Source organism: Bilophila sp. T19-St14 (genome assembly GCF_059728385.1).
This window is the reverse complement of sequence record NZ_BAAGFT010000002.1, coordinates 230723-251127: the sequence shown is the minus strand read 5'-3', so window position 1 is coordinate 251127 and position 20405 is coordinate 230723. Positions and strand designations below refer to the sequence as shown.

The window sequence follows — 20405 nt, the reverse complement described above, 5'->3', positions numbered from 1 at the left end:
GTTCCAAAGAGATGGCCAGCAACATGGCTCAATCGTGGGCTCAGCCCAAAAAGGAAAGGCCCTGTTCTGGTTTGTGGTTGTTTCATCTCCACAGTGCGGTGAAAATACAGACTTTTTCTCCGTTTTTCCCCTTTTTTGGGGGGAGCCGCGGATAAAGCATTTTGTATCCCAAAGGCGAACCCGCAGGCGTTCCGTAAGGCGGGAGCCACGGATAAGGCATTTTCTCGGTTATCCCTTTGGCGCTTCAAGGAAAAAAGCATCAACCATTTTCTACAACACAGCCAAAGGAAAAACGGCTGTCGCTTCATCATGCCGTGAAGCCGATAAAACGCCTCACCATACAGCTTGCCGCAAAGACAGGAGAAAGGCTCTCCGCAGGCAGGCTATTGATTTTGGCTGTGTCATAGAAAACGGTTGATGCTTTATTTCCTTGAAATTCCAAAGAAATAACCAAGAAAATTCCCCAATCACAGAGCCCGCCAGCGGAAAATTTGGAGAAAAAGCATATATTTTCAGTATATTGCTGAAACAAAACAACCATGTACCATGACAGAGCCTTGATTTTTTCCTGAAGTTCCAAAGGGATATCCGGCAGAACGGTTCATGATGGAACCAGCCGAAGCAAAAAGAAAACGGCTGTCTTTTCACTGGATTGCAGAGATGAAACTGCCACATCCCATGACAGGGCCACGGGAAAAGATGCCGCAGCCCAACCATATCGTGAAGAAGCGGACACATCCTGCGGGGCCTGCATCGCATCAAGCCCCGTCCGCCGCGTTCTTGGAAACGGACGGCTGCGGCAAGGGGCGCCCTCTTTCGGGATTCCAAGAGTCACAGCGAAAAAGGAATCCCCATAAGCAGCTTGAGATCGTGTTCGGATTGGAAGGCGTTCCGGTATGTGCCCCAGCTCGGCTGGGCCGTACCGTTGCGGTATTCGGTGTAATGCAGTTTGACGAAAGCCCCTTCAAGCGGGCCGCCGGGCTTCACGTAAGCAAGGTCGAAGGTGAAAGCCCACTCCTTGAGATGCTCCGCCGTACCATAGCCCCTGCCGTCGAAGCCCAGCGCCGTACCCGCGCCCGCTGAAAACCCGGCTATGGGGAGCAGGTCGTCGAGCGTGCGCATTGCGCCGAAATAAGCGGCCTTTTCGTTGTCGGCGTTCCAGTCCGAACGGGCGTCCCACCACACGTCGAACGCGCCGCTGGAACTGCCGTTGCGGTCGGTCAGGCGGTAGGAGAATTGCCCCTGGCTCTGCGGCCCGGACATGGGGGCGCGGGCGTAGGTTCCCTCCAGCCGGAAAGTCCACGGCGGGGCCTCGTATTTCCCGAACAGATAGTGCAGTGAGGCGAGGCCGTCGAAATTGTCGTTCTCGCCCTTTCCCGAATCGTCGCTGTCGTCCATGAAATAGGCATGGTAGCCAACGGTAAGGGGGCCCGCGCCGCCCCCTGTCCGATAGCTGCCCTTGAAGTGGGCGTTGCGCAAATGGTTTTTGGATGCGCCGCAGCCGAGTTCAAGCGTCAGGCCGCCTTCAAAGGCGTACCGCGCCCCGGCGCTCCACAGCCACGGTACGGGCGTTTCGCCGTCGTTCCTGCGGAAGCGGTTCATGTTGATGAACCACGGGGACTTGTATTCGTCGGCCCACGCCGCCGCCAGCGACAGCCGCCCAAAGTCGGCCCCGGCGTTCACGCCCCGGTACGTGCCCGGCATGATGGACCAGTTGACCCCAAGCACGCCCGGCCCCGTGGGTTGGAACCATCCCGCCTTGGCCCATGCGGGGCCGGCCTTGGCCTTGAGCGCGGCCTTGTATACGGATACGCCGTCATCGGTGCGGCGCTTGCCCCAGTCGGGATGCCACGGGTCGCCCCACGGCTCAAAGCCCATTTCGTGATCCACTGCGCCCTTGTTCATGATATCGTGCGAGCCGAATACGCCGAAATCAAACCCAAGCCAGCCGCCCGCAAACCCGGAGACGAAATCCGCGTTCGCCTGCACCGAGGCGTGGTTGAGGTTCGTCCCGTACCGGCCTTTGTCCACGTCGTAGCGCCTGCGGTCGCGCCGGAAGAAATACAGGCCGCCCGAAACCTCCGCTTCGTCGAAAAAACGCGTCCCGGTGCGGAAAGCTTCCCGCGAGTCGAGCCCCTGCGTTTCGGGCGCGAGATCATCGTTCGCCCCGGCGGGGACGGCGCTCAGGGCAGCCAGCAGCACGCACGCAACCGCGGCGATCCCAAGGCGCAGGCGCGGCAGGGTTTGGGCCGCCCCGATGTTCCGGGCGTCCGAAAAGGCGGGGCTGCGGGGCATCCAAACGGAAAAGTATGGCGGGAGAAACATCCGGCGAAACCAAAGCATTACGGGCGGGACGTACCCGGCAGGGCGAAACAAAAACTTGAAGGAGCACTTGAAGGTTCGCGCCTTCCGCGTCCATTCCGCTTTCATTGCGGGCGCGCAGGGGGGCATGGTTTTGGATTGCCCCACCAGCATCGGGTTCGCCCACAGGATGCCCCCCTGAAACACACGCCGTTCCAAGCTGGCCTTACGCACCGTTCCCGCCGTTCGTCTTTTGGATGAACCGGAGGCAGTCGGAAGGCAGGAGCGACTTGCTGTACAGGTAGCCTTGGAACACGTCACAGCCGAGTTCGTGGAGGAGTGCGGCCTGCTCCTCGTTTTCAACGAATTCCGCCACGCTGAGCATGTTCCGCGCCCGGCAGAGGCGGGTGATCGAAGCCACGATGTCCGAACAGATTGAGTTCGTGCCCACCTCCCGGCTGATCGCGCCGTCGATCTTGACCACACTGACGGGGAATTGCTTCAAATATTTGAGGGAGCTGTGCCCCATCCCAAAATCGTCGATGGCTACGGGGAATCCCGCCTCGTAGACGCGGGAAAGGATATGGCTTTCCGGCGTATCGGAACCCAACGCGCTCGACTCCGTAACCTCCACCTCCATCAGGGACGGCGGCAAACCGTAACGGGCCGCGATGTCAAGAAGCCGTTTCGGAAAAGATCGCTCCAACTGGAGGGCCGACACGTTGACCGCCATTGAGAGATCCGTAATTCCGGCGTCGAGCCAGTTCTTGCGCACCTGACAGGCCCTCTCGAAGACCCACAGCCCGATGGGCCGGATAAGCCCGGAATCCTCGGCCAGCGCCACGGTAATGGGGGCCGGGATCAAACCATAGGAGGGGTGCCTCCAGCGGATAAGCGATTCCACGCCTACAACCCTGCCGGTTCGGGAACAGATCTGCGGCTGGAATTCGAGGAACAGCCCTTCGCCGTGCCGATAGTCGTACTCAAGATCCGTAATCAGGCTCCGGGCAAGGGAACCCGCATCGTCATTATGGTCAAGGCAGCGCCGGGAAGCGTCCGCCGTGGCGCAGGAGCGGCGGAGCAGGCTCCTAAAGGCGTCGTTGATCTGCTTTACCTTGATTTTATTTAAAATAATGACAAAGGGCGCGTAGATGAGCACACCCACCGAAAGGTTCGCCAATTGCAGCGCCGAGCCCCTCAGGGAACCCGTGGACAGGTAGCCGTTGAGCAGGATGGGGGTCGTCCACTCCGTGGCTACGTTGGTTCCCGGAACCAGTCCCACGGCAACCGCGACGTAGCTGATCGCCGCCAGCAGGACGGGCGTACACAGGAACGGGATCAGCATGAGCGGGTTGAGCACGATGGGCAGGCCGAACAGCAGCACTTCATTGATGTTGAACAGGCCCGGCACAAGCGAAAAAATCCCGATTTTCCGGCTGGCCTGCGTCTTGCCGAAGAGGATCAGCGCCCCGGCGAGGCTGATGCCCGTCCCTGCCCCGCCCATGAATACGAAGGTATCCATGAACGTCTTGGTCATGATGTGCGGCAAGGGCTCCCCGGCGGCGGCCGCCATCTCGTTGGCGAGCATGGCCGCGCCGTAAATATCGTGGGTGATCGGGTCGAGGACGTTGGAGCCGTGGATCCCCGCGAACCAAAGCGCGTGGAGCGAAAGGATATACAGCATCCCCCGGCCGAGCCCTTCCCCGATGGCGTCAAAAGGCATCCTGATAATCTGATATACGGCCTCATGCAGGGACATGCCCACGAACGCCTGCATACCCGCGCCAACCCCCGCGAACACGAGCACGGTCAGCATGCCGGGAAGGAAGGCGTTGAATGCCTGCGGGATGGCGATGTCGGGCGTCCCGCCGGGCAAGTGGAGGTGCAGCCGCTTCATGGAAAAGAAGCGCAAAAACAGCCGGGTAGCGAGCACACCCACGAGGATGGCCACAAACAGCCCGGCAACGCCGAGCCACCGCCGGTTAAGCGCCGCCCCGTCCTGCTGAAGCAGGCAGAAGAAGGCTGTAAAGGCCACAAGCCCCGCGATGACCGGATTGGCCCGCAGAACCGGATGGTCATGGTTGAACTGATCCGTCAGATGGTGGCCTATGGAAAAAACCATGATGAGGGACATCACGGAAAAGGTGGCGTCTTTCAGGATTTGCCCAAACATCCGCCATTCAGGGCCGAACTGCCGGAACATGAAGTCCCTGTAGGCATCCAACGGGAAGCTGATCAGCAGTTCGGCAAGGGAACCGAGGAACATGAGCGGCAGGGTGACGATAAGCGCGGATCGTATCGCCGCCAGAGTGGGCCAGCCGGAAACGGCTTCCGCCATCGGCAGCAGAAATTGTTCAATGACGCTATGTATTTTTCGTAACTGAGATGTCATGTTTCCTCCCGTACGCGCTCCTCGGCCGGAGCAGGCTCGAAAATGGCAGAGGGATGCGTACGGATCCGGTTCGTTGCCGGAAAAGGAATCCGGCGGTATGCTCCCGCATCTTCATGAGCATAGGATGTCATAATGCACCACTCCCGGCAAGCGGGAGCCGCTTTGCATATGCCCATTCCGAGGCAGGAGGCGCGGGGCATCCGTTTCCCGAAGGCTGTGTTATAGAAAATGGTTGATGTTTTTTTCCTTGAAGCTCCAAAGGGATAACCGAGAAAATGCCTTAGCCGTGGATCCGCCAAGGGAAAAATCGGAGAAGAAGTTTTCCTCCCTTTCCAATACAGGCCTAGGCATCACCCCCTTCTGGCCTGAACGGAGCGCTCGCCCCTTGCGGTAGATGAGGATAGCGACGCAGCACCCAAGAAGGCTGATGCCGGCGAGGAAGTAGAAGATGACCGAGTAGCCCTGATTGCCGTACACGTCGAGCCAGTGGCCGAACAGGGGCGGGAACAGGCCATCGGGCAGGTAACCGAGGAGGCTGATCACGCTGACGGCAATGTCGGTGTACTGGGGCGGGATGCTGACTTCTTCCATGCAGGCGAACATGGTCGTGTAGATAACGAGCCCGAAGAAGCTGAACATCATGGTAAGCAGGATGATCACGCGTTTGACGTGCCCTTGGGCAGGGAGAGGATGACGAACAGCATGCCGATGATGATCACGAAGCAGATGGCAAGGATCTTTGCGGCGGAGCCCATCTTGTCGGAAATATAGCCGCTGAAGGGCCCTGTCAGGACGCGCAGGCCAAAGGCGCGGATGGTTCCGAGCACGGCGCCGAAAGCGATGGACGCGCCGAGGACGTTGGTGGTGTACGGGGTCATGTAGGTGATGCCGATGTACATGCCGTAGCCGCAGAAGATCAGGACGACCATCATCCACACGGCGGGGAGCTTCATGACCGTCACCGCGCTCTTGAAGGGGTTTTCCTTCGGTGCGGGGACATCGTTGTTGTACGGGGTCTTGTCCTCGACGAAGAAGCCGACGGCGATGGCGGCCAAGGCGCAAAACGCGGACTGTCCGAGGAGCATGAGGTGGAAGCCTTCGATGTTGCTCGAACCGCTGGAGTAGATCCAGGCGCCCACGAACCCGATGATGGACGAGAAGATGCCGGTGGTGCCGTAGAACGTGCCGAACATGCGGCCTTGTTCCTCACTGCTGCCTCTATCGCGGATAGCCTTGATAAGCGTGGGCCACTGGATCGTGTTTGCGGCAATGGCGAGCAGCGCCCAGATGAGCTGTGCCGCGCCGTAGGAGGTATGGAAAGCAAAGTAGGCGTTCAGGCCGCACATCATGATCAACGAAAGGAGCAGGAGCTTCTTTGGGGAACCACGATCCGCGAGCACGCCGCCGGGGATATACAGGGCCATGCTGACCGCGGTGAAAATAGTCATGAGCAGGCCGAGTTCATTGTTGCTGGCTTGGGTCGCCTCGCGGAACACGTCGTAAAACTTGATCTGCACATACGGCAGGGCCATGGACGACGAGAAGGTGATGCCGAGCGCGAACAGGCGCATGTACTTGAGGAAATTCGACATGATGGGCTCCTGTGTGGGTTAGGCGCGGTATACGGTCTTGCCGCCGACGATGGTCTGCATAACCTGCACGTCCAAGAGGTCGTCAGGGGCCGTTTCCAGCGGACTTTGGGACAGGATGACGAGGTCGGCGAGATAGCCTTCCCGGATGCTCCCCTTCACCGTTTCACCGAACATCGAATACGCGGCGTTTACAGTCCATGCACGCAGGGCGTCGTAAACGGAAACACGCTGATCCTCACCGAGGATCTTCCCGCTCTTGGTACGGCGGGCGGTTGCGGCGTACATGCTGAGGATGGGATCAAGGGGCGTCACCGGGAGGTCGGTATGGAGGCAAAACGGCATATCCCGCTTCTTGGCGCTGGCGACCGGATCCATGCGCAGCGCACGTTCGCCGATGAACATGTCACGGTGCAGATCGCCCCATACATGCACGTGCCCGACAAAAAAGTTGGCAATGATGCCGAGCTTCGCCATGCGGTCAAGCTGTTCCTCTGACGCCATCTGGCAATGGATGAGCATATGCCGGGCGTCCGGGCGGGGATAGGCCGCCTGTGCCTTCTCAATGGCGTTGATGGCTTCTTCGATGGCGTTGTCGCCGTTGGTATGGATGGCAATCTGGCACCCGCCCCGGTGATAGCGCTCTACACGGGCCTGCAAGTCTTCGGGGGTATGGTGAAGGAGGCCCTTCTCATCGGTGCCGAGGTAGGGTTCCTTGACGCTGGCGGTACGGCCCTGAATGGAGCCGTCGAGCAGCAGCTTGATGGAGCCAAGCTGAAGGCTTTCCGAACCGAACCCGGTCACCAGCCCGCCTTCCATGAAGGGGATGTACCCGTAATCCATGATCACGAGGTAAAGGCGCAGGTTGAGGCCGCCTTCCTTTTCCAGCTCATGGAAGGCCCGGAGGATCTGCCATTGGTTGCCCATGTAGCCGATGGAGCCGTCCCCGATGCTGCATACGCCCTTGGCGTTGGCGGCGGCGATACCCTTGCGGAATGCGCCCTTGTATTCCTCAATGGTGTACTTGGGGATGGCGCTCAAGGCGAGGTTGTACGCCTGCCCGATGAGCAGGCCGCTCGGCAGGCCGTCCGCGCCGAGGTGGATTTCGCCTTGCCCGCCTTCGGGGATCGGCGTATCTACATGGATGTTGCAGAGCTCCAGCGCCTTTGTATTGACATAGGCAAGGTGCCCGCTGCCGTGCATGACGAAAACCGGATGGTCGGCGCAGGCGGCATCAATATCCGCACGCTCCAGATGCCGCATCTCGGCGACCATGCTGTCGTTGTAGCCGTACCCGATGACCCATTCGCCCGCCTTTTTGGTCTTGGCGTTCTCGCGGATCATGTCCTGAAGCTCGGCGATGTCCTTGATATGGTAGCAGGTGAACTGGAGGAATTCGCATTCCGCCCAGTCGGTGACGTGTGCGTGGGACTCGATGAAGCCGGGGATAAGGGTCTTACCCTCAAGGTCAATACGTTCGGTGTCGTCCGTGATCTGGCTGAACACGTCGTCACGGTTCCCGATTGCGGCAATCCTGTCGCCAATGGTATACACGGCCTCAACCGTATGCCCTTCGGCCTGCATGGTCAGGATAGTTCCGTTGTAGAATACCTTTCTGTCCATTGTTCGCTCCTCGTGGCGTGCCCGGACGGCACGTTCTTTTTTCCACATAATGATGTTCTACCGGAGCGGCGGCATGGAAGGTATCAGGGGTTTTCCTGAAAGCGGCCCCGAAAATCCCCTAGGGGCCGTCTCTAAAGAGTTTATTGCAGCCAAATGAGGCATACGGCGAGTATGACAGCCGCTTTAAACATTACGGCAAGTTGATCATATCGGGCAACAATCCTGCTGGATGATTTTAGCTTAGTAAATAAACATTCAATAATATGACGTTGTTATACGTATGTGCGTCGTATTCCTGTTGGATCAGTCTACCAGGCATGGGAGGCGCTTCATGGTTTCGGCGTTCCGCCGACGCGAGCTGTTTATTGGCATCATGAGCCCTGTCCACAAGGAGCTTGTCTGCCGGTAAGTTCTCCATCAAGCTACACGCAGGACCAATGCCGTTTACATTGCCTGCGGTGAGATGAATGCGCAAAGGGCTGCCAAGGGTATCTACTACGGCGTGAGTCCTGGATTGCATCGTCAACTAGATATAATATGTTGAAATTATTAAACTAGCTGTTAATCCACCTCTACTGCGGCCGTTCTCCTGATTGAAGGGATATAGTGTAGCTATTTCAATAGGTAACAAAAATTCTGTACCAAACAGCTTGGTGCAGACAGCAAAAAGCGTCTTCCAACGCGCTAAAAAAAGGTGCCTTAATATATTGTGTATACTTCGCTTCCCCTCTCGGTTCGCACCGAAAGGGGGATTTTTTTGTGCCTTCAATCCGACTTTTTCACTACGAATCGAATCTCGTCTCTGTGCTCCGGCAGCCACCTGCACTTATGCAGACACACCCACGGCGTGATGATGAACCGACCATCGACCTTTGTTTTCCTGTTTGGGTGGGCACCACTTATTGCACAGTCCAGAGAGCACAGCATTAAGGCTTGGTAGCGTTCACCGTGCGGGCAACGCAGATTTTCCTCTTCTTCGGGCATAGGTAGCGGCATATACTCTCTCCTTTTTTCAGAGAGACTAGCCGTACCTAAGATTTTTGCAACTTTTGAGGTTTCACAGGCCACGGGCAAGCCGGATCGTCCGGGCCTCCCCACGGGAAGCCCGGCTGTTGTGGCAAATCGCGGAGAGCCTGCCTGTACGCAAGCAACCCGCTGTATTCTTCATCGGTAAGCGTAGTAGCAATATCCTCTGCAGTCTGTTCCTTGTGCCGTTCGACAAGCCACGTCGTCGCGTTGAGGCGGCGGTCACGTTCGGCACGAATGCGCGCGGCGCGGGATTCTTCACTGTTGTACTCGGCAAGCCGGGCGGCTTCGGTTGTTGCAGCTTCTTCCTCAAGCCGGGCCTTTTCCGCTTCCCAAAGAGTGACAAACGGGGCGACGTCCTCCGCGTAGTCTGCGGGCGTCAATGAGTGGTTGATGTCGTCGTCCGTCCACTCAATATGACCACTCTCTTCATGCCACTGGAGCGCGTGCACGTTCTCAAGAGCGGGAAAGTCAAAGCGCAATACGGTTCCGTCAACGATGATGGGCTTATCGGATGGTACAACCGTAACATGTCGTTTCATTTGTTTTCTTCCTTATTACATTCTGGTGTATACATTAGGATTCCGGGGGTTTGACACAGCACACGAGCTTATAGAACGGGGGAGTGATGGAAATTTCCGAGGCAGTTGCAGTGTGGGTGTGTGCTGGCTCAGTCACGCCGTGGGCATGCGAATCGGAACCGCCAGTATTTTCGATGCGGCCTCCTAGAGGCGTGACCGTCGACAGAGAGCTGTCAAAACCGTAGTTGGCTATTCCGTCACCAAACTTGTACTGTTGAAGATTCAATCTGTGGGCATGGTTCGCGATTGTAGAAATGGTGAGCGTTGTTCCCTGTGTTTTCACTCCAGTGGAGGCACTCTGCACAGAAATCGTCGGCGTTGCGCTGTCCGCGCCTCCCGTCTGCCCTGCGTCATCAATACCATCCGCACCCATGATGAACTTTTCGCGCAGGTCGGGCACGGAGCCACCCCGCCCATCGCTGCCGCCGTCGCAGATGAGCCAGCCCGTATCGGGCTCGGACTGTCCCCAGAAAATGGGGTTGCGGTTGGCTGGCCCGCCGAGTTTCACGTTATAGAAAGGCACAACCTCGCCGGGGATTCTTCCGCCTCCCGAGCCAGAGGCCTTCCAATACACCCCTGTGTCAGCCGTAGGATTCTTTGCCCCAACATTTGGGACATCCGGGCCGCTCGGCTGTTGAGCCACGTACTCGACTCCGTTGCTTCCCATGACGTGGCATCCGGCGATATAGTCAAGTGTCGCCTGCCACGGGTAGACGCAGCCGGACTGCTGGAAAAAGGCGTGCTGCCCCAGCAGGTTGAAAAGCGCATTCATCCATGCCCGTTCGACCATGACGCCGCCCGCGTCGGGGTCGACCTGCGTGATGAACGGAAAGAGATCCCGGAAAGAGGGAATGCCTTGACCTGTGGGGGTCGTCTCAGGGATCTGCACGGTATCCGCTGCATATCCTAAAACATTAGGCATGATGCTAGGCGTTGAGGGAATAGGCATCTACAGGGCCTCCATACGGCTGAAACACGCCGTTATTGAAATTTCGTCCGCCGGAACCGGCGAATCCCCAAGTGTGCTTTGGGATGACCTGATAAACGTCATAGCCGACGCCCGCGGGCTTTGGGGGAACGTCATCGCGCAGGAGAAGCGCCCGCTCGTATGGCTGGAGCTTGAACCCGATGACGTAGCGGATTTTCATTGTACCGACATGCACGACGGCGATGTGTCCACGCTCAGAAAAAAGCCAGTGGACGATCTTGTTCAGATCAAGGAGGCTGCCGTCAGTGACGTTTGAAGCGGCCTTCATCCAGATCAAAAGCCGGTACGCATTATCCTGCAGGACGAACGTGTTCGATTGGCTCTCGTAGGCGAACGGGCCGTGCCCGAAGTTGCTGAGGGACGACCCGGCGAAACCAAACGGTTTGATGTCCGTCGCCTCCACTTCAAGCGTCCGGGGGATGGCGACGATGCGCCCCCATACGTCAAGCCCCCATCCGAACGCCGTTTCGGGGTCAAAGACGGACTCATAGAACGCCGCAATATCCGCCGTGGGCTCAATGGCGGTATTCATCGATTCGATGAGCGCCAGCAGCCGTTCCGAGTTGTCGTACTGCGAAAGTATCGTTTCGCGCCAGTTATCCACGTCCTGACCTCGCCTCAAGAATGTTCACCGTGACGTTGCCGGAGACGAGCGTGGGGGCTTCATCTATATTGATGGTGATGTAGTCGCCCCATGTTTGGGAGCCTTCACCGACGGGCGCCGCGATTTCGATGCTCACCAAGTCGGTGACGCCCGTTCCGAGCACCGCCGAATAAAAACGGCTGGCGTACACCGTGTCCCCGATACGCACCCGCTGCCCAGCATTTCCGCAGGCATCGGCGTTTTCTCCGTAAAAGTCTGCGACAACAGCGGCCTTGATGAGTTCTTCGACATTGCTCGGCATCGAGGCATTCTTGCGGATGGTCACCTTCAGGCCTACGGGAAGCGATTCCGGGCGCTCAAAGAGCACCGTCTCGACCGCTCCGGTCACCGGATCGGCCACAGTGACGCTGGTGTTGCCGTTGTAATCGCATCCGGCGGAACACCGGGCATAAATGGCCTCAGCAATATCACTATCCGCCGCGCTGCCGACGACCGCAACGTAAATCGAGTGAGGCTTGAGCGTGACGCCCTACACTTCAAGCGGCGCGCTGGTTTTGTTCTCGCGCACACAGACGTCAAGCACGCCATCCAGATCGCCGACGTTGGCATAGACGGCGGCCGCGACGCTCCGGGCGTTCTTCGCGACGCTGGCGTAGCGCCGGGCCTCGAATGCCGCCCGGCTCTCGACGTTCTGCCCGGTAATCCCGGCGTCATTGGTGATCGTGTCCCATCCGGGGATAGTCCGCACGATCGTGGTCACGGTTCCCTGCCGGATTTCAATGGGCCCCGGAACCTGACAGGCAAAATCAAGGACAATGCTGCCGGATTGGGGGATCGTGCCGCCTGTCTGACAGACCAAGATGTTCCCATCCGCATCCTTTGCAAGCGCCGGGGCGTCGCTGTCGGTGCCGGGGATAACGGTGCCGGGAAGCCCCGTGCAGGTGCAGGGGACAACCGTGGGGCGGGAGGGCTGCCGGGTCAGAAAGTAAATCTTGGCGAGCGCGTCCTGATAGATGCCTTCCGCAGTCTCCGGGTTGAACATGTTCGCCAAGAAAAGCAACTGGCTGTTCTTGTCCTGTACGATGGCCGTTTCGGACGTGATGAGCTGCCCCTGCGGCGTTGCCGGATCCGGGTTCAGCCGATTGCCAAAGGCCGCCTGCCAGTCCGTTTCAACGGCGTCCCGGACGGTTGCGGTATCGGGGACGACCGGGCCGTTTTCGGTAACATCAATGCTAGACTGTGACATCTGCGGTTTCCCCCGTTTCCGTGGTGATGCGGATCGTCCCGCTCAGGATACGTTTTTCAAGCCGGGAAAGCTGCGTATCAGCCTGCGCCACGCCGGGTACTTCAAGCGCACGGGCGTTTGAGCGCGCCCGAACGAGTTCGGCGGGGGGAAGGGAGCCAAGCTCACGTATAAAATACGGTATGCCGTCTTGCTGCGCGTAGTACGGTTCTCCTTGAAACGTGCGTACATACGAGGCCACATCCTGCACGATGCGCACAGTCCCCCCCGCCGAAGCAAGATCGCCCCCTGCGGAGAGCGTCAAATCCCACGTATCATCAAGCCGTAATGAACGGAGCCCTGAATCTGTTTCTTCGGCTATAGATTGCGCTTGTGCTTCATCACGAATATTGGAGAGCGCGCGGATATTCAAAACCGTTCGAAAATTCATGATATTTTCTCATCTGCAAGCCGGGCCTGCGCAGCGGCGACAAGCGTCTTGATGTCGCGCCATTCACCGTCGCCGCAAAGCACATAGTCGGCTTGTCCGGCGGCTGCGGGCGGGACAAGGCCGGAGATCCCGGCGGACGATGCCGTTGCGCCATCATATTCGGGCACAGAGAGCTTGCCATTAGAAAACTTGAATCCGTCACCAAGGCTTTTTGATGTAAGCAGCCAAGACCACTCGCTCCATGCCATGATTCCGTTCGTTGTCGTAAGTTCTCGCGTGAAAATCTGCCACTCGTTCGTCCCCGCTACACCCCATCGCATAACTAGTTGGCGGCACACATTTTCGAGAGTTCCGGGCCGCGACACTATCACAAACCCATTCACACCATAGGGCGGAGCATTTAACGCCGAATCCCCCCACTTAACCCAGAAAAACCCTGAATCGGTAAACAAGTTGAAATCGGTTATGGTTATATACTTGGCGTCACCAAGCTGTCCGCGTGCGGACGCAAGGTCAGACATGTCGTTGCCAACCGCCACATCTGCCGGATACGTCCACTCTCCGTCAGCCCCCAGAGACTTCCCAAGATCGGCTTTCAATGGAGGCGGGACGAGGCCAGACACGCCATTGGCCGAAGCTGTAGCTCCTTCCATCTCTGGGACTGAGATTTTGTAGTTTGTAATACGCAGGCCGTCGCCGAAGTCCGAATTGAGCGTTGTAACTTTCCAAGGATACCAAGTATTGCCAGCATGTAATCGGCTCGCTATACGGTTATTTTGGTTGTTGACGGTATTCGTTACTATAACTCGCTGTACAATACGTGCGTTACTTGTGACATATGAAGCGGGTGATAGGCCGTCTATCTCTAAGATAGCGTCGAACCATCCCTCTACTCCATTTCCCAAATTGGGGTTATTTGCAGTTACTTCTTCGCCAGTGCTCGCGGGCGATCCCTCACGCCAACGGATATGATACCGACCGGGTTTCTTGAACTCGTTAAAATCAGTGATCAAATACGTGTCTGCTGGCGTCCCCGCGTACCAAGGTACATATTTATCGTAGAAGAACCCTCTGGCACTCGCCAGATCCAACACATCCCCGCCGATTGCGACATCCTTCACGGTGATCTTACCGCTTGCGTCAGCCTGTGTAGTCTTTCCATCGACGAGGTTTGGGGCTTGAGCGCGCTCAAGTGCCTCATTTGCCGTAATCTGTGCCGCAGATGCGGCAGACTGCGCTGCGTCTGCGGCTCCCTGCACTTGCTGAAAGAACCGTGTAGTTTGTCGCTCGAATTCGCTGCCGGACAGCGGTCCTGTCGGGGGCTGGTACTGAAAATCAGGCATAAATTTTCCTTTATTGCGGTTGACCGGATATGCCGGATCCGGGTTCTACCCCGGTATGAACGTGCGTTTCCAAGACCTTGCCGTTGCTCTCAACCGTGCCGCCCGCGTTCGTGAGGCCGCCGGAGAACCGGGCCGGGCCGCCGTCACCCTGCGCCGTGCCCGTCCATGTGAGGCTGCCGTTAATGCGCACGTCGGCGTTGATCGTGAGGCCGCTTTCCGCCGTCAGGACTGAGGTTTCCCCGTGCATCGTCAACTTTGCCACACCTTCGATGGTGACGCCCTCGTCGTCGACCAGCACATAGCGTTCCGGCGCATCGTTCAGAAAACCGCCAAGGTAGAAGCCGTCGCCTTTGCTCAGTGAGCGCGCCGATCCCGGATTGACGTTCCCGCCCTTCCCCCGGCTTTCCTTGAGCGATTCCGTGTCGCGCATGGCATAGACGGCAAGGCCGATGTCGCCCGGCTGCGGGTCGATGACGAGGGCGTTTTTCCCGCCTTGGATGCGCAGGTATGGGAGCTTGAAGAGCACGCTCTGCTCCTGCGCCTTCTGCTCACCAGTCACGAGGTTGACGAGGGGCTGCACGTCGACGAAGCCGACCGGGGAGATGCCCGAACCGGATACGGCGACCACGCGCACGGGTTCCGCCGTAGCAATCTGGCCGATGAGCTGCCGGATCATGAAGTCCTGCGCGTTGTACTCGCTGGAGTTTGTCGAGAGGCCGCGTTGTCCCTGCATTATTCCTTGTCCTTCTTCGGTTTCGCTCCGGGGTAGCTCGCCTTGATCTGGCTCACCCACTGCGACGCGCCGGGGTATCCGGCCTGGAGCTTATGGCTCAGGCTCACGATCTGCCAAAGGCCGGAAGCGCGGGGGACGATGCTCTCAATGCGCACCGGGCCGCCAAGCTGAAGTTTCGGCTCGTAGATGCCTTTTACCGTCACGCCCTCGTTGTCGAAGCTCGGATAGCCGAGCATCCCGCTTTTCGCGGACCACACGGGCGTCGAGCCGCCGTCATCGCTGCGGAGCGTCGCGGGCGGGGAGATGACCATCTCGCCGTCGTCGACGATAAGATCGATGCGGGCGTCGTGGGCAAGCCGCTGCGCCTGCTCCATCGGCCCCCCGACGAGGGCGACATTGCGTAGGGAAACGGACACGCCCCGGTTGACGAAAGCCAGCCCCATTTGTTTCGCGAGCCCCCGCATGAGCGTTGCAACGTCCTGCGAACCCTGCGCCGTCAACGGCGGCACGGGCGTAATGCTGGCGACGTATCCCGTGATGCACTCGATGTCGAAAGAGGGATCAGGGGCGGAATTGAAGTTCGGGACGGCGCTCACGATGTCGCCTGAAAAGGCCAAAGACAGCCCGTGCGCTTCGTCGCCCGCGTACACGGCAATGCGGTTTTTCGACGCCTGCAGCGGCTTGAACGCCAGCGTCGTCAGCGTTTCCATGTCCGCCAAGGGCATATTGAAAATTTTGACCTTGGCCTTGTTCTTCTCTTTCCCGCCCGGCTTCTGGATGTCCACATCTATTCGGATTTGATCGAACACGAAAAGAACGTGTCAAAGTCGAGGGCCTTGGCGCCGTCTTTATCGAAAATCGACCAGTTGCCGGGCTGTCCCGGCGGGAGCGCGCCGAATGCCATGTCAGTACCCGAATGCGCTATCTGCTTGCGCGGTTTGATTGCGAAGTGCCGGAACCACTCCTTCGGCTATTCCATCAGCATCCGTAGCCTGCGTGTAAATTTTGACCTCACCTACGTTGGTGGTTGACGTCATTTGACGAGAATTGTTGACGTTGCTCACGCTTCCCGGACGCGCATCTCCCGCGCGCACCTGCGGCGGCAGAATAGACGGGCGGACATCACCAACCCGCATCGAATCGGCAACACCGCCGGGCGCGGCCTCGGCCTTCGTTTCTTCCGGTCGTGAAGACTCATCGCCGCCGAGCCAGTCCTTAATCCAGTCTGGGAGAAGGTTGTAGAGTTTTTGAGCTACCCAATTCAGCATTTCGACAAGCACATCGTTGATCTTGGAGATTCCCCTCCAGATCGTTTTGAGGACTTCGATAACGCCTTTCCCGTCCAGCGTCAGTATTGAGGTGAAGAGCTTGGCGAACCCTGAAAGTACATCCCAGACGCCTCCCAAGATGCTCTTAATGCCTTCCCATATTATTTTTAAACGTACGGCAATTTCATCACCTTCACCGAATAATTTCCAAAATTTTCCAAGTGCTGACTCCCCTCCCTCAATATATGTTTTTAGATCATCAAAGATAAGACCAAGTGCAGCAGCAACGAGAATAAAAGGTGTAAATGGAGCTACAGCAGCCCATGCAGCTGTAGCCATTTTCAAAAGTGCAGGTGTCATTACTACACTGATCATCGTTCCCAAAGTAGTAAAAAATGCAATGACAACTTGTTTATTTTCTTCAATTATCTTAAATAATTTTATAACAACGTTGATAGCCGCAGTCATTAATGGAAGAACTAAGTTCGATACGGCTGCAGAACCTTTCTTCCAAGCGTCATTGAGCCGCTGCTGGGCTTCTTTCTGCTTTTTCGCGTTCTCAATATCTTGCTTATCAAATCGAGCCTTTTCTTTCCCCGTTTTGATCTGCTTTTCAAGCTCTTTTTCCCCATCATGATGAGCTTGATGCTCTCAGGATCAAAGCCGTACTGAGTGAAAAGGCCGTGGGCTTTGTCTTTCGGCATCTTTTCTACAGCTCTGGCAAACTGCAAAAGCATATCCGCGGAAGAAGTGGCCCCTTCTTTGACACCCTTGAGTGAAATTCCAATATCCTCAACGGCGTCTTTGAACGGGCCTGCATCGTGTAGAACAGCGTCATACATCCGGTCACTGACATCACCGAAAAGCTGCACCAGATCTTGCGTCTCAAGCCCGACTTTTTCCGCCGCTTTTTGCCAACCTTGGAACTCTTTGATGTCCATCCCCAGAGTCTTGCTCGCCGTATCGACTTCGAGGGCTACGTCGGTAAAAGCTGTGAACTGGCTTTTGATAAAGGCAACACCACCAATTACTCCAAAAATTTTTGTAAGCGTTCCCTTGAGCCGTTCAAAGCTGAGTGCGCCCCGATTCCCTGCCTCTTTGAGTTCCTTTCCGGCAGAACGGGCAGCCGAGCCAAGATTATCAAGGCCGCGTCCTCCTCTTTTTGCTGCATTCGATACATCACGCCCCGCGTCAACGGCTGCGGCCTGCACGCCGTCCAGCCCCTTTTGTGCGGCCTGCACCTGTGCTTTAAAATCACCTGCTTTCAGCAAAAGGCTGACGACGAGTTCACCGGCGTTCATGTTTACTCCAGAGACGTTGGTTATGTCCGTCCACGGCAATAATTTCCATCAGTTCGTAGGCATCGGACAGGCCGTACACGGTCTGCATCTCGTGCAGCGTCGCGAGGTTCCGGCTTACCGGGATGCCGACGCATCCGGGAAGGTTTGCGTAGTCCCGGAGTCCGAGAGGTTGAGGATCTGCGACAGGCGGGAGGTCAAGCCCTCGCCGCCCTGCAAAAAATCCAGACAGACGGCGATGGCCTCCCAACGCAGGCGGTAGATCGTGCCCACGTCCTCGACATGGGCGTCGAGGTTTTGCGGGGTGAGCCTGATGACGTCATCGGGTTTTCCGGGGTTCGGGACGCGGTAGATCTGACCGAGGAGCTCGTCATAGAGCGGTTCTGCCAGCTCCCACTTCAGCCCGGACAGCCCCCGGAGTCCGGCGGAAAGCAACGCGGCGGTGTTCGATGACGCGGAGAGCGCCCGGATGTCGGCGGGCATCTCGGAACCGAAGACGGCGAGCAGCGCACGGGCGGCCCATTTTTCCAGTTTCGTGACGGGCATTTCCTTGACCTTGAAGGTCTTCCCGGCGTCGCGGCCCTTGTCGATGGCAATGATCTTTTCGTTGAGCATGACGGCCTCCACGGTTTAAAGCGGGCTCGCGGTCCACTGGTCGAAGGTGATGACGAAGGCGCTCGCCTGCAAGGTCTGAGCGGCGTTGGGGCTGGACTGCACGGAGGTGAGGCCGCCCCGCTTCCCGGTGATCTTCCGGTTGATGCTCGGCATGGCGAACTCGGCATTGCAGAGCATCACCTCCCGTGCCGTTTCCTGATATGTCGCCCAATCTTCCATGAGCTGGCGGCTGGGCGAGTCCGCCGCGAGGGTAATCGTGACTTCCTTGTTGGTCGGGACCCACCCAAAAGAGGTATGCCCGTCAACGCCCTTTTCAGCGACGATGGGCGTATTTGCAGCGACGCTGACCATCGCGTCGGTGCTGAACCCCTCGATCTGCACGGGGCTGTCGTAGAGGCCGGGAACCGTCAGGAAAAGCGTGCAGTTCGCCGCCGTAATCGTCATGTTGCCGAAGTTGTCAGCCATGTTTTACCTCATCACTGAATGGCCGTGGCGGGCATGACGATTTGCTGCACGCTGCCGCCGTCCATGTAATAGAATTTGCATTCCGGGGATTGGCGCTGTCCGCGCACGGTTGCGCCGGGGTCCTTGACCTGCATGTACCAGCCTTGCGTTTCAAGCGTCTGGGAAACGTCCTGCCCAATTTCAGCAAGAAGCTGCACTTTTTGGGTGTTCGAGAGGGTCACTCCGGTGCGGATGGCCCCAAAGTCGAGGAAACGGGTGATGGTGTCGAGGCAGGCCGTGCGGATCATGCCGTAGCCGCTCTCGTTATACGGGATGCACTTTACGGCCTTGAACAGGTCAAGGAGGTTCAGCTGGAGGCCGTCCTTGATGGCGATGGCGTCAAGGTAGGTGTCGAGCCAGCCCCATTTGCCGGAAACCTGCCCGTTCTGGAAAAACTTGAACTGGCTGGAGGCCGTGGCGAAGTCCGCATAGCAGTTGTAGCCGTTGGCGATCAGCGCGTCATAGTTCTCGTCGTTGTCGCAGGTTACGGCAAGCCCTTCGCCCTGCTTGAACGCGAAGGTGAGCCGTCCGTTCGTCTCTTCAAAGTTGATGGAGGCAGCCGTGCCCATGACCCACGCCGCAAGTTCAGGCGTGTTGAACACGGGAACCGTCCCGTCGAGTTCGAGCACCTTGGCGATCTGATACCCCGCCGAGGCCGTAGAGCCCGCGACCTGCGCGGCGTTGTCGGTATCCCACATCACGTAGGCGAAACGGGTGTCATACCCCGCGCACCACCGGGCAAGTGAAATTTTGTCGTCAAGCTCAGGCTCCCAGACAGTCCCGAACGTCACCCAATCGCGGGCGTACAGGAGCACGTTGGTCATGCAGTCGGGAAGCGTCTGAGCGGCCATGCCCACGGACTGCACGGCCCCGGCCTGCTCGGTGAGCAGCAAAAGCGCGCCGAGGTCGGTCCCGGAAGTAGTCGGCGTAGGATAAGAAACAGATGAATCCGCTCCAGTTGTTGAACTTGTAATCTGGAACGCCCCCGTCTGACTCGAATAGGTGACGGAGGGACCCGCAGGCTGGATTTCCGGCGTCCCCTGCGCTTCCGTCGCGCCAGTCGCGGACGTAAGACCCAAAGCCCCGGCGAGGTCCGTTGTCGGCGTCGGATCCGGCTCGCTGCTGCCTCCCGGATTGCTTGCAAAAGACACGCTTGAGCTTGCGCCCGTGGTCTTGCTCGTGATCATCAGATGGTCAACTTCAAGTTCGACGGTCGCCCATGCCGAGAGCGCGGTTTCGAGCACCCCGGCAACGCCCGCGAGATCTTCCACCGAAGAAAAATTCAGACCCGTCAACTCGTGCAGCGTGCCGTCAATGCTGATATCGAGTGCGCCTGCGTTGACCGACTTAAAAGCGAAGGGTGCCGCACTGATTGCGCCGCCATGCAGATAACCTGCGGTTGCCGGGGTCTTCGCAGGGACAAGAGCGGCCTGTACCGCCTCAGCAACCATTGAAAAACTCGTAACTGAAGAGAGATCGATACCCGTTGCATGCTGCTCTTTTCCATCAATGGAAAGGGTAAGGCTTCCGTTGGTCACGGCCTGCAGCACGGCGAGATTGCCCGTATACTTCGCGCCGCGCAGCCATGCGCCCACGGCCTCGCCGTTGTACCGGGCAAAAAAGATCTTGTCCGGGAGGCTCGTCGTGTTCACGTAGCCTGAAAAGTACATGGAAGCCATGCCCGCCTCTTCCGAGAGCGAGCCGAAATAATTCGCCACGGCCTGCGCGCTGGCGAACTGCACGACCCGGCCTGCGGGCAAAAGCTCGGACTGCGAGAGCAGGAGCCCGGCGAAGGTCAGGCCCGGCGTGCCGCCTGCGATGATGCGGGGGATGATTTGAACCAGTTTGTCGGCATTGACGCTCATTG

Annotated in this window: 20 protein-coding genes; all 20 read right to left on the bottom strand. The window is 58.0% G+C overall.

Going from position 1 to position 20405, the window contains the following annotated elements; all coding sequences use genetic code 11:
* Window positions 1-307: 307 nt before the first annotated feature.
* Complete coding sequence (locus AC6I1V_RS15435; protein ID WP_308771372.1) at window positions 308-580, bottom strand: hypothetical protein; 273 nt, start codon at window positions 578-580, stop codon at window positions 308-310.
* A gap of 251 nt (window positions 581-831) precedes the next feature.
* Complete coding sequence (locus AC6I1V_RS15430; RefSeq protein WP_486853669.1) at window positions 832-2535, bottom strand: OprD family outer membrane porin; 1704 nt, start codon at window positions 2533-2535, stop codon at window positions 832-834.
* On the bottom strand, window positions 2528-4693 hold the full coding sequence (locus AC6I1V_RS15425; protein WP_497737175.1) for an EAL domain-containing protein: 2166 nt from the start codon (window positions 4691-4693) through the stop codon (window positions 2528-2530). Before AC6I1V_RS15425 ends, AC6I1V_RS15430 begins: the two co-directional genes overlap by 8 nt.
* 219 nt (window positions 4694-4912) lie before the next feature.
* Complete coding sequence (locus AC6I1V_RS15420) at window positions 4913-5353, bottom strand: hypothetical protein (protein WP_497737174.1); 441 nt, start codon at window positions 5351-5353, stop codon at window positions 4913-4915.
* Window positions 5350-6285, bottom strand: coding sequence for an MFS transporter (locus AC6I1V_RS15415; RefSeq protein ID WP_486853667.1), 936 nt, complete (start codon window positions 6283-6285; stop codon window positions 5350-5352). The genes AC6I1V_RS15420 and AC6I1V_RS15415 overlap by 4 nt, the downstream gene beginning before the upstream one ends.
* Window positions 6286-6303: 18 nt before the next feature.
* Window positions 6304-7905: an amidohydrolase gene (locus AC6I1V_RS15410; protein ID WP_497737173.1), complete on the bottom strand. Its 1602-nt coding sequence runs from the start codon at window positions 7903-7905 to the stop codon at window positions 6304-6306.
* A 1031-nt stretch (window positions 7906-8936) separates the two neighbouring features.
* A complete protein-coding gene (locus AC6I1V_RS15405; protein ID WP_486853665.1) occupies window positions 8937-9473 on the bottom strand; it encodes a tail fiber assembly protein in 537 nt (178 codons plus the stop codon).
* A gap of 34 nt (window positions 9474-9507) precedes the next feature.
* Window positions 9508-10461 (bottom strand): hypothetical protein, encoded by a 954-nt coding sequence (locus AC6I1V_RS15400; protein WP_486853664.1) that lies wholly within the window; start codon window positions 10459-10461, stop codon window positions 9508-9510.
* Window positions 10439-11104: a baseplate wedge 1 family protein gene (locus AC6I1V_RS15395; RefSeq protein WP_486853663.1), complete on the bottom strand. Its 666-nt coding sequence runs from the start codon at window positions 11102-11104 to the stop codon at window positions 10439-10441. The genes AC6I1V_RS15400 and AC6I1V_RS15395 overlap by 23 nt, the downstream gene beginning before the upstream one ends.
* Window positions 11097-11504: a hypothetical protein gene (locus AC6I1V_RS15390; protein ID WP_486853662.1), complete on the bottom strand. Its 408-nt coding sequence runs from the start codon at window positions 11502-11504 to the stop codon at window positions 11097-11099. Before AC6I1V_RS15390 ends, AC6I1V_RS15395 begins: the two co-directional genes overlap by 8 nt.
* 129 nt (window positions 11505-11633) lie before the next feature.
* Entirely contained in the window at window positions 11634-12350 is a 717-nt protein-coding gene (locus tag AC6I1V_RS15385; protein WP_486853661.1) for a baseplate J/gp47 family protein, read from the bottom strand.
* Entirely contained in the window at window positions 12337-12777 is a 441-nt protein-coding gene (locus AC6I1V_RS15380) for a hypothetical protein (RefSeq protein WP_486853660.1), read from the bottom strand. The genes AC6I1V_RS15385 and AC6I1V_RS15380 overlap by 14 nt, the downstream gene beginning before the upstream one ends.
* Window positions 12774-14120, bottom strand: coding sequence for a hypothetical protein (locus AC6I1V_RS15375; RefSeq protein ID WP_486853659.1), 1347 nt, complete (start codon window positions 14118-14120; stop codon window positions 12774-12776). Before AC6I1V_RS15375 ends, AC6I1V_RS15380 begins: the two co-directional genes overlap by 4 nt.
* 10 nt (window positions 14121-14130) lie before the next feature.
* Window positions 14131-14853, bottom strand: coding sequence for a hypothetical protein (locus AC6I1V_RS15370; RefSeq protein WP_486853658.1), 723 nt, complete (start codon window positions 14851-14853; stop codon window positions 14131-14133).
* Window positions 14853-15662, bottom strand: coding sequence for a baseplate hub protein (locus AC6I1V_RS15365; RefSeq protein WP_486853657.1), 810 nt, complete (start codon window positions 15660-15662; stop codon window positions 14853-14855). Before AC6I1V_RS15365 ends, AC6I1V_RS15370 begins: the two co-directional genes overlap by 1 nt.
* A 96-nt stretch (window positions 15663-15758) precedes the next feature.
* The gene (locus AC6I1V_RS15360; protein ID WP_486853656.1) at window positions 15759-16589 is read right to left on the bottom strand and encodes a hypothetical protein; all 831 of its coding nucleotides are present in this window, start codon (window positions 16587-16589) and stop codon (window positions 15759-15761) included.
* 11 nt (window positions 16590-16600) lie between these two features.
* The gene (locus tag AC6I1V_RS15355) at window positions 16601-17422 is read right to left on the bottom strand and encodes a hypothetical protein (protein ID WP_486853655.1); all 822 of its coding nucleotides are present in this window, start codon (window positions 17420-17422) and stop codon (window positions 16601-16603) included.
* A gap of 114 nt (window positions 17423-17536) precedes the next feature.
* A complete protein-coding gene (locus AC6I1V_RS15350) occupies window positions 17537-18034 on the bottom strand; it encodes a hypothetical protein (protein WP_486853654.1) in 498 nt (165 codons plus the stop codon).
* A gap of 15 nt (window positions 18035-18049) precedes the next feature.
* Window positions 18050-18499 (bottom strand): phage tail fiber protein, encoded by a 450-nt coding sequence (locus AC6I1V_RS15345; protein WP_486853653.1) that lies wholly within the window; start codon window positions 18497-18499, stop codon window positions 18050-18052.
* 11 nt (window positions 18500-18510) lie between these two features.
* Complete coding sequence (locus AC6I1V_RS15340; protein WP_497737172.1) at window positions 18511-20403, bottom strand: DUF3383 domain-containing protein; 1893 nt, start codon at window positions 20401-20403, stop codon at window positions 18511-18513.
* Window positions 20404-20405: the final 2 nt, after the last annotated feature.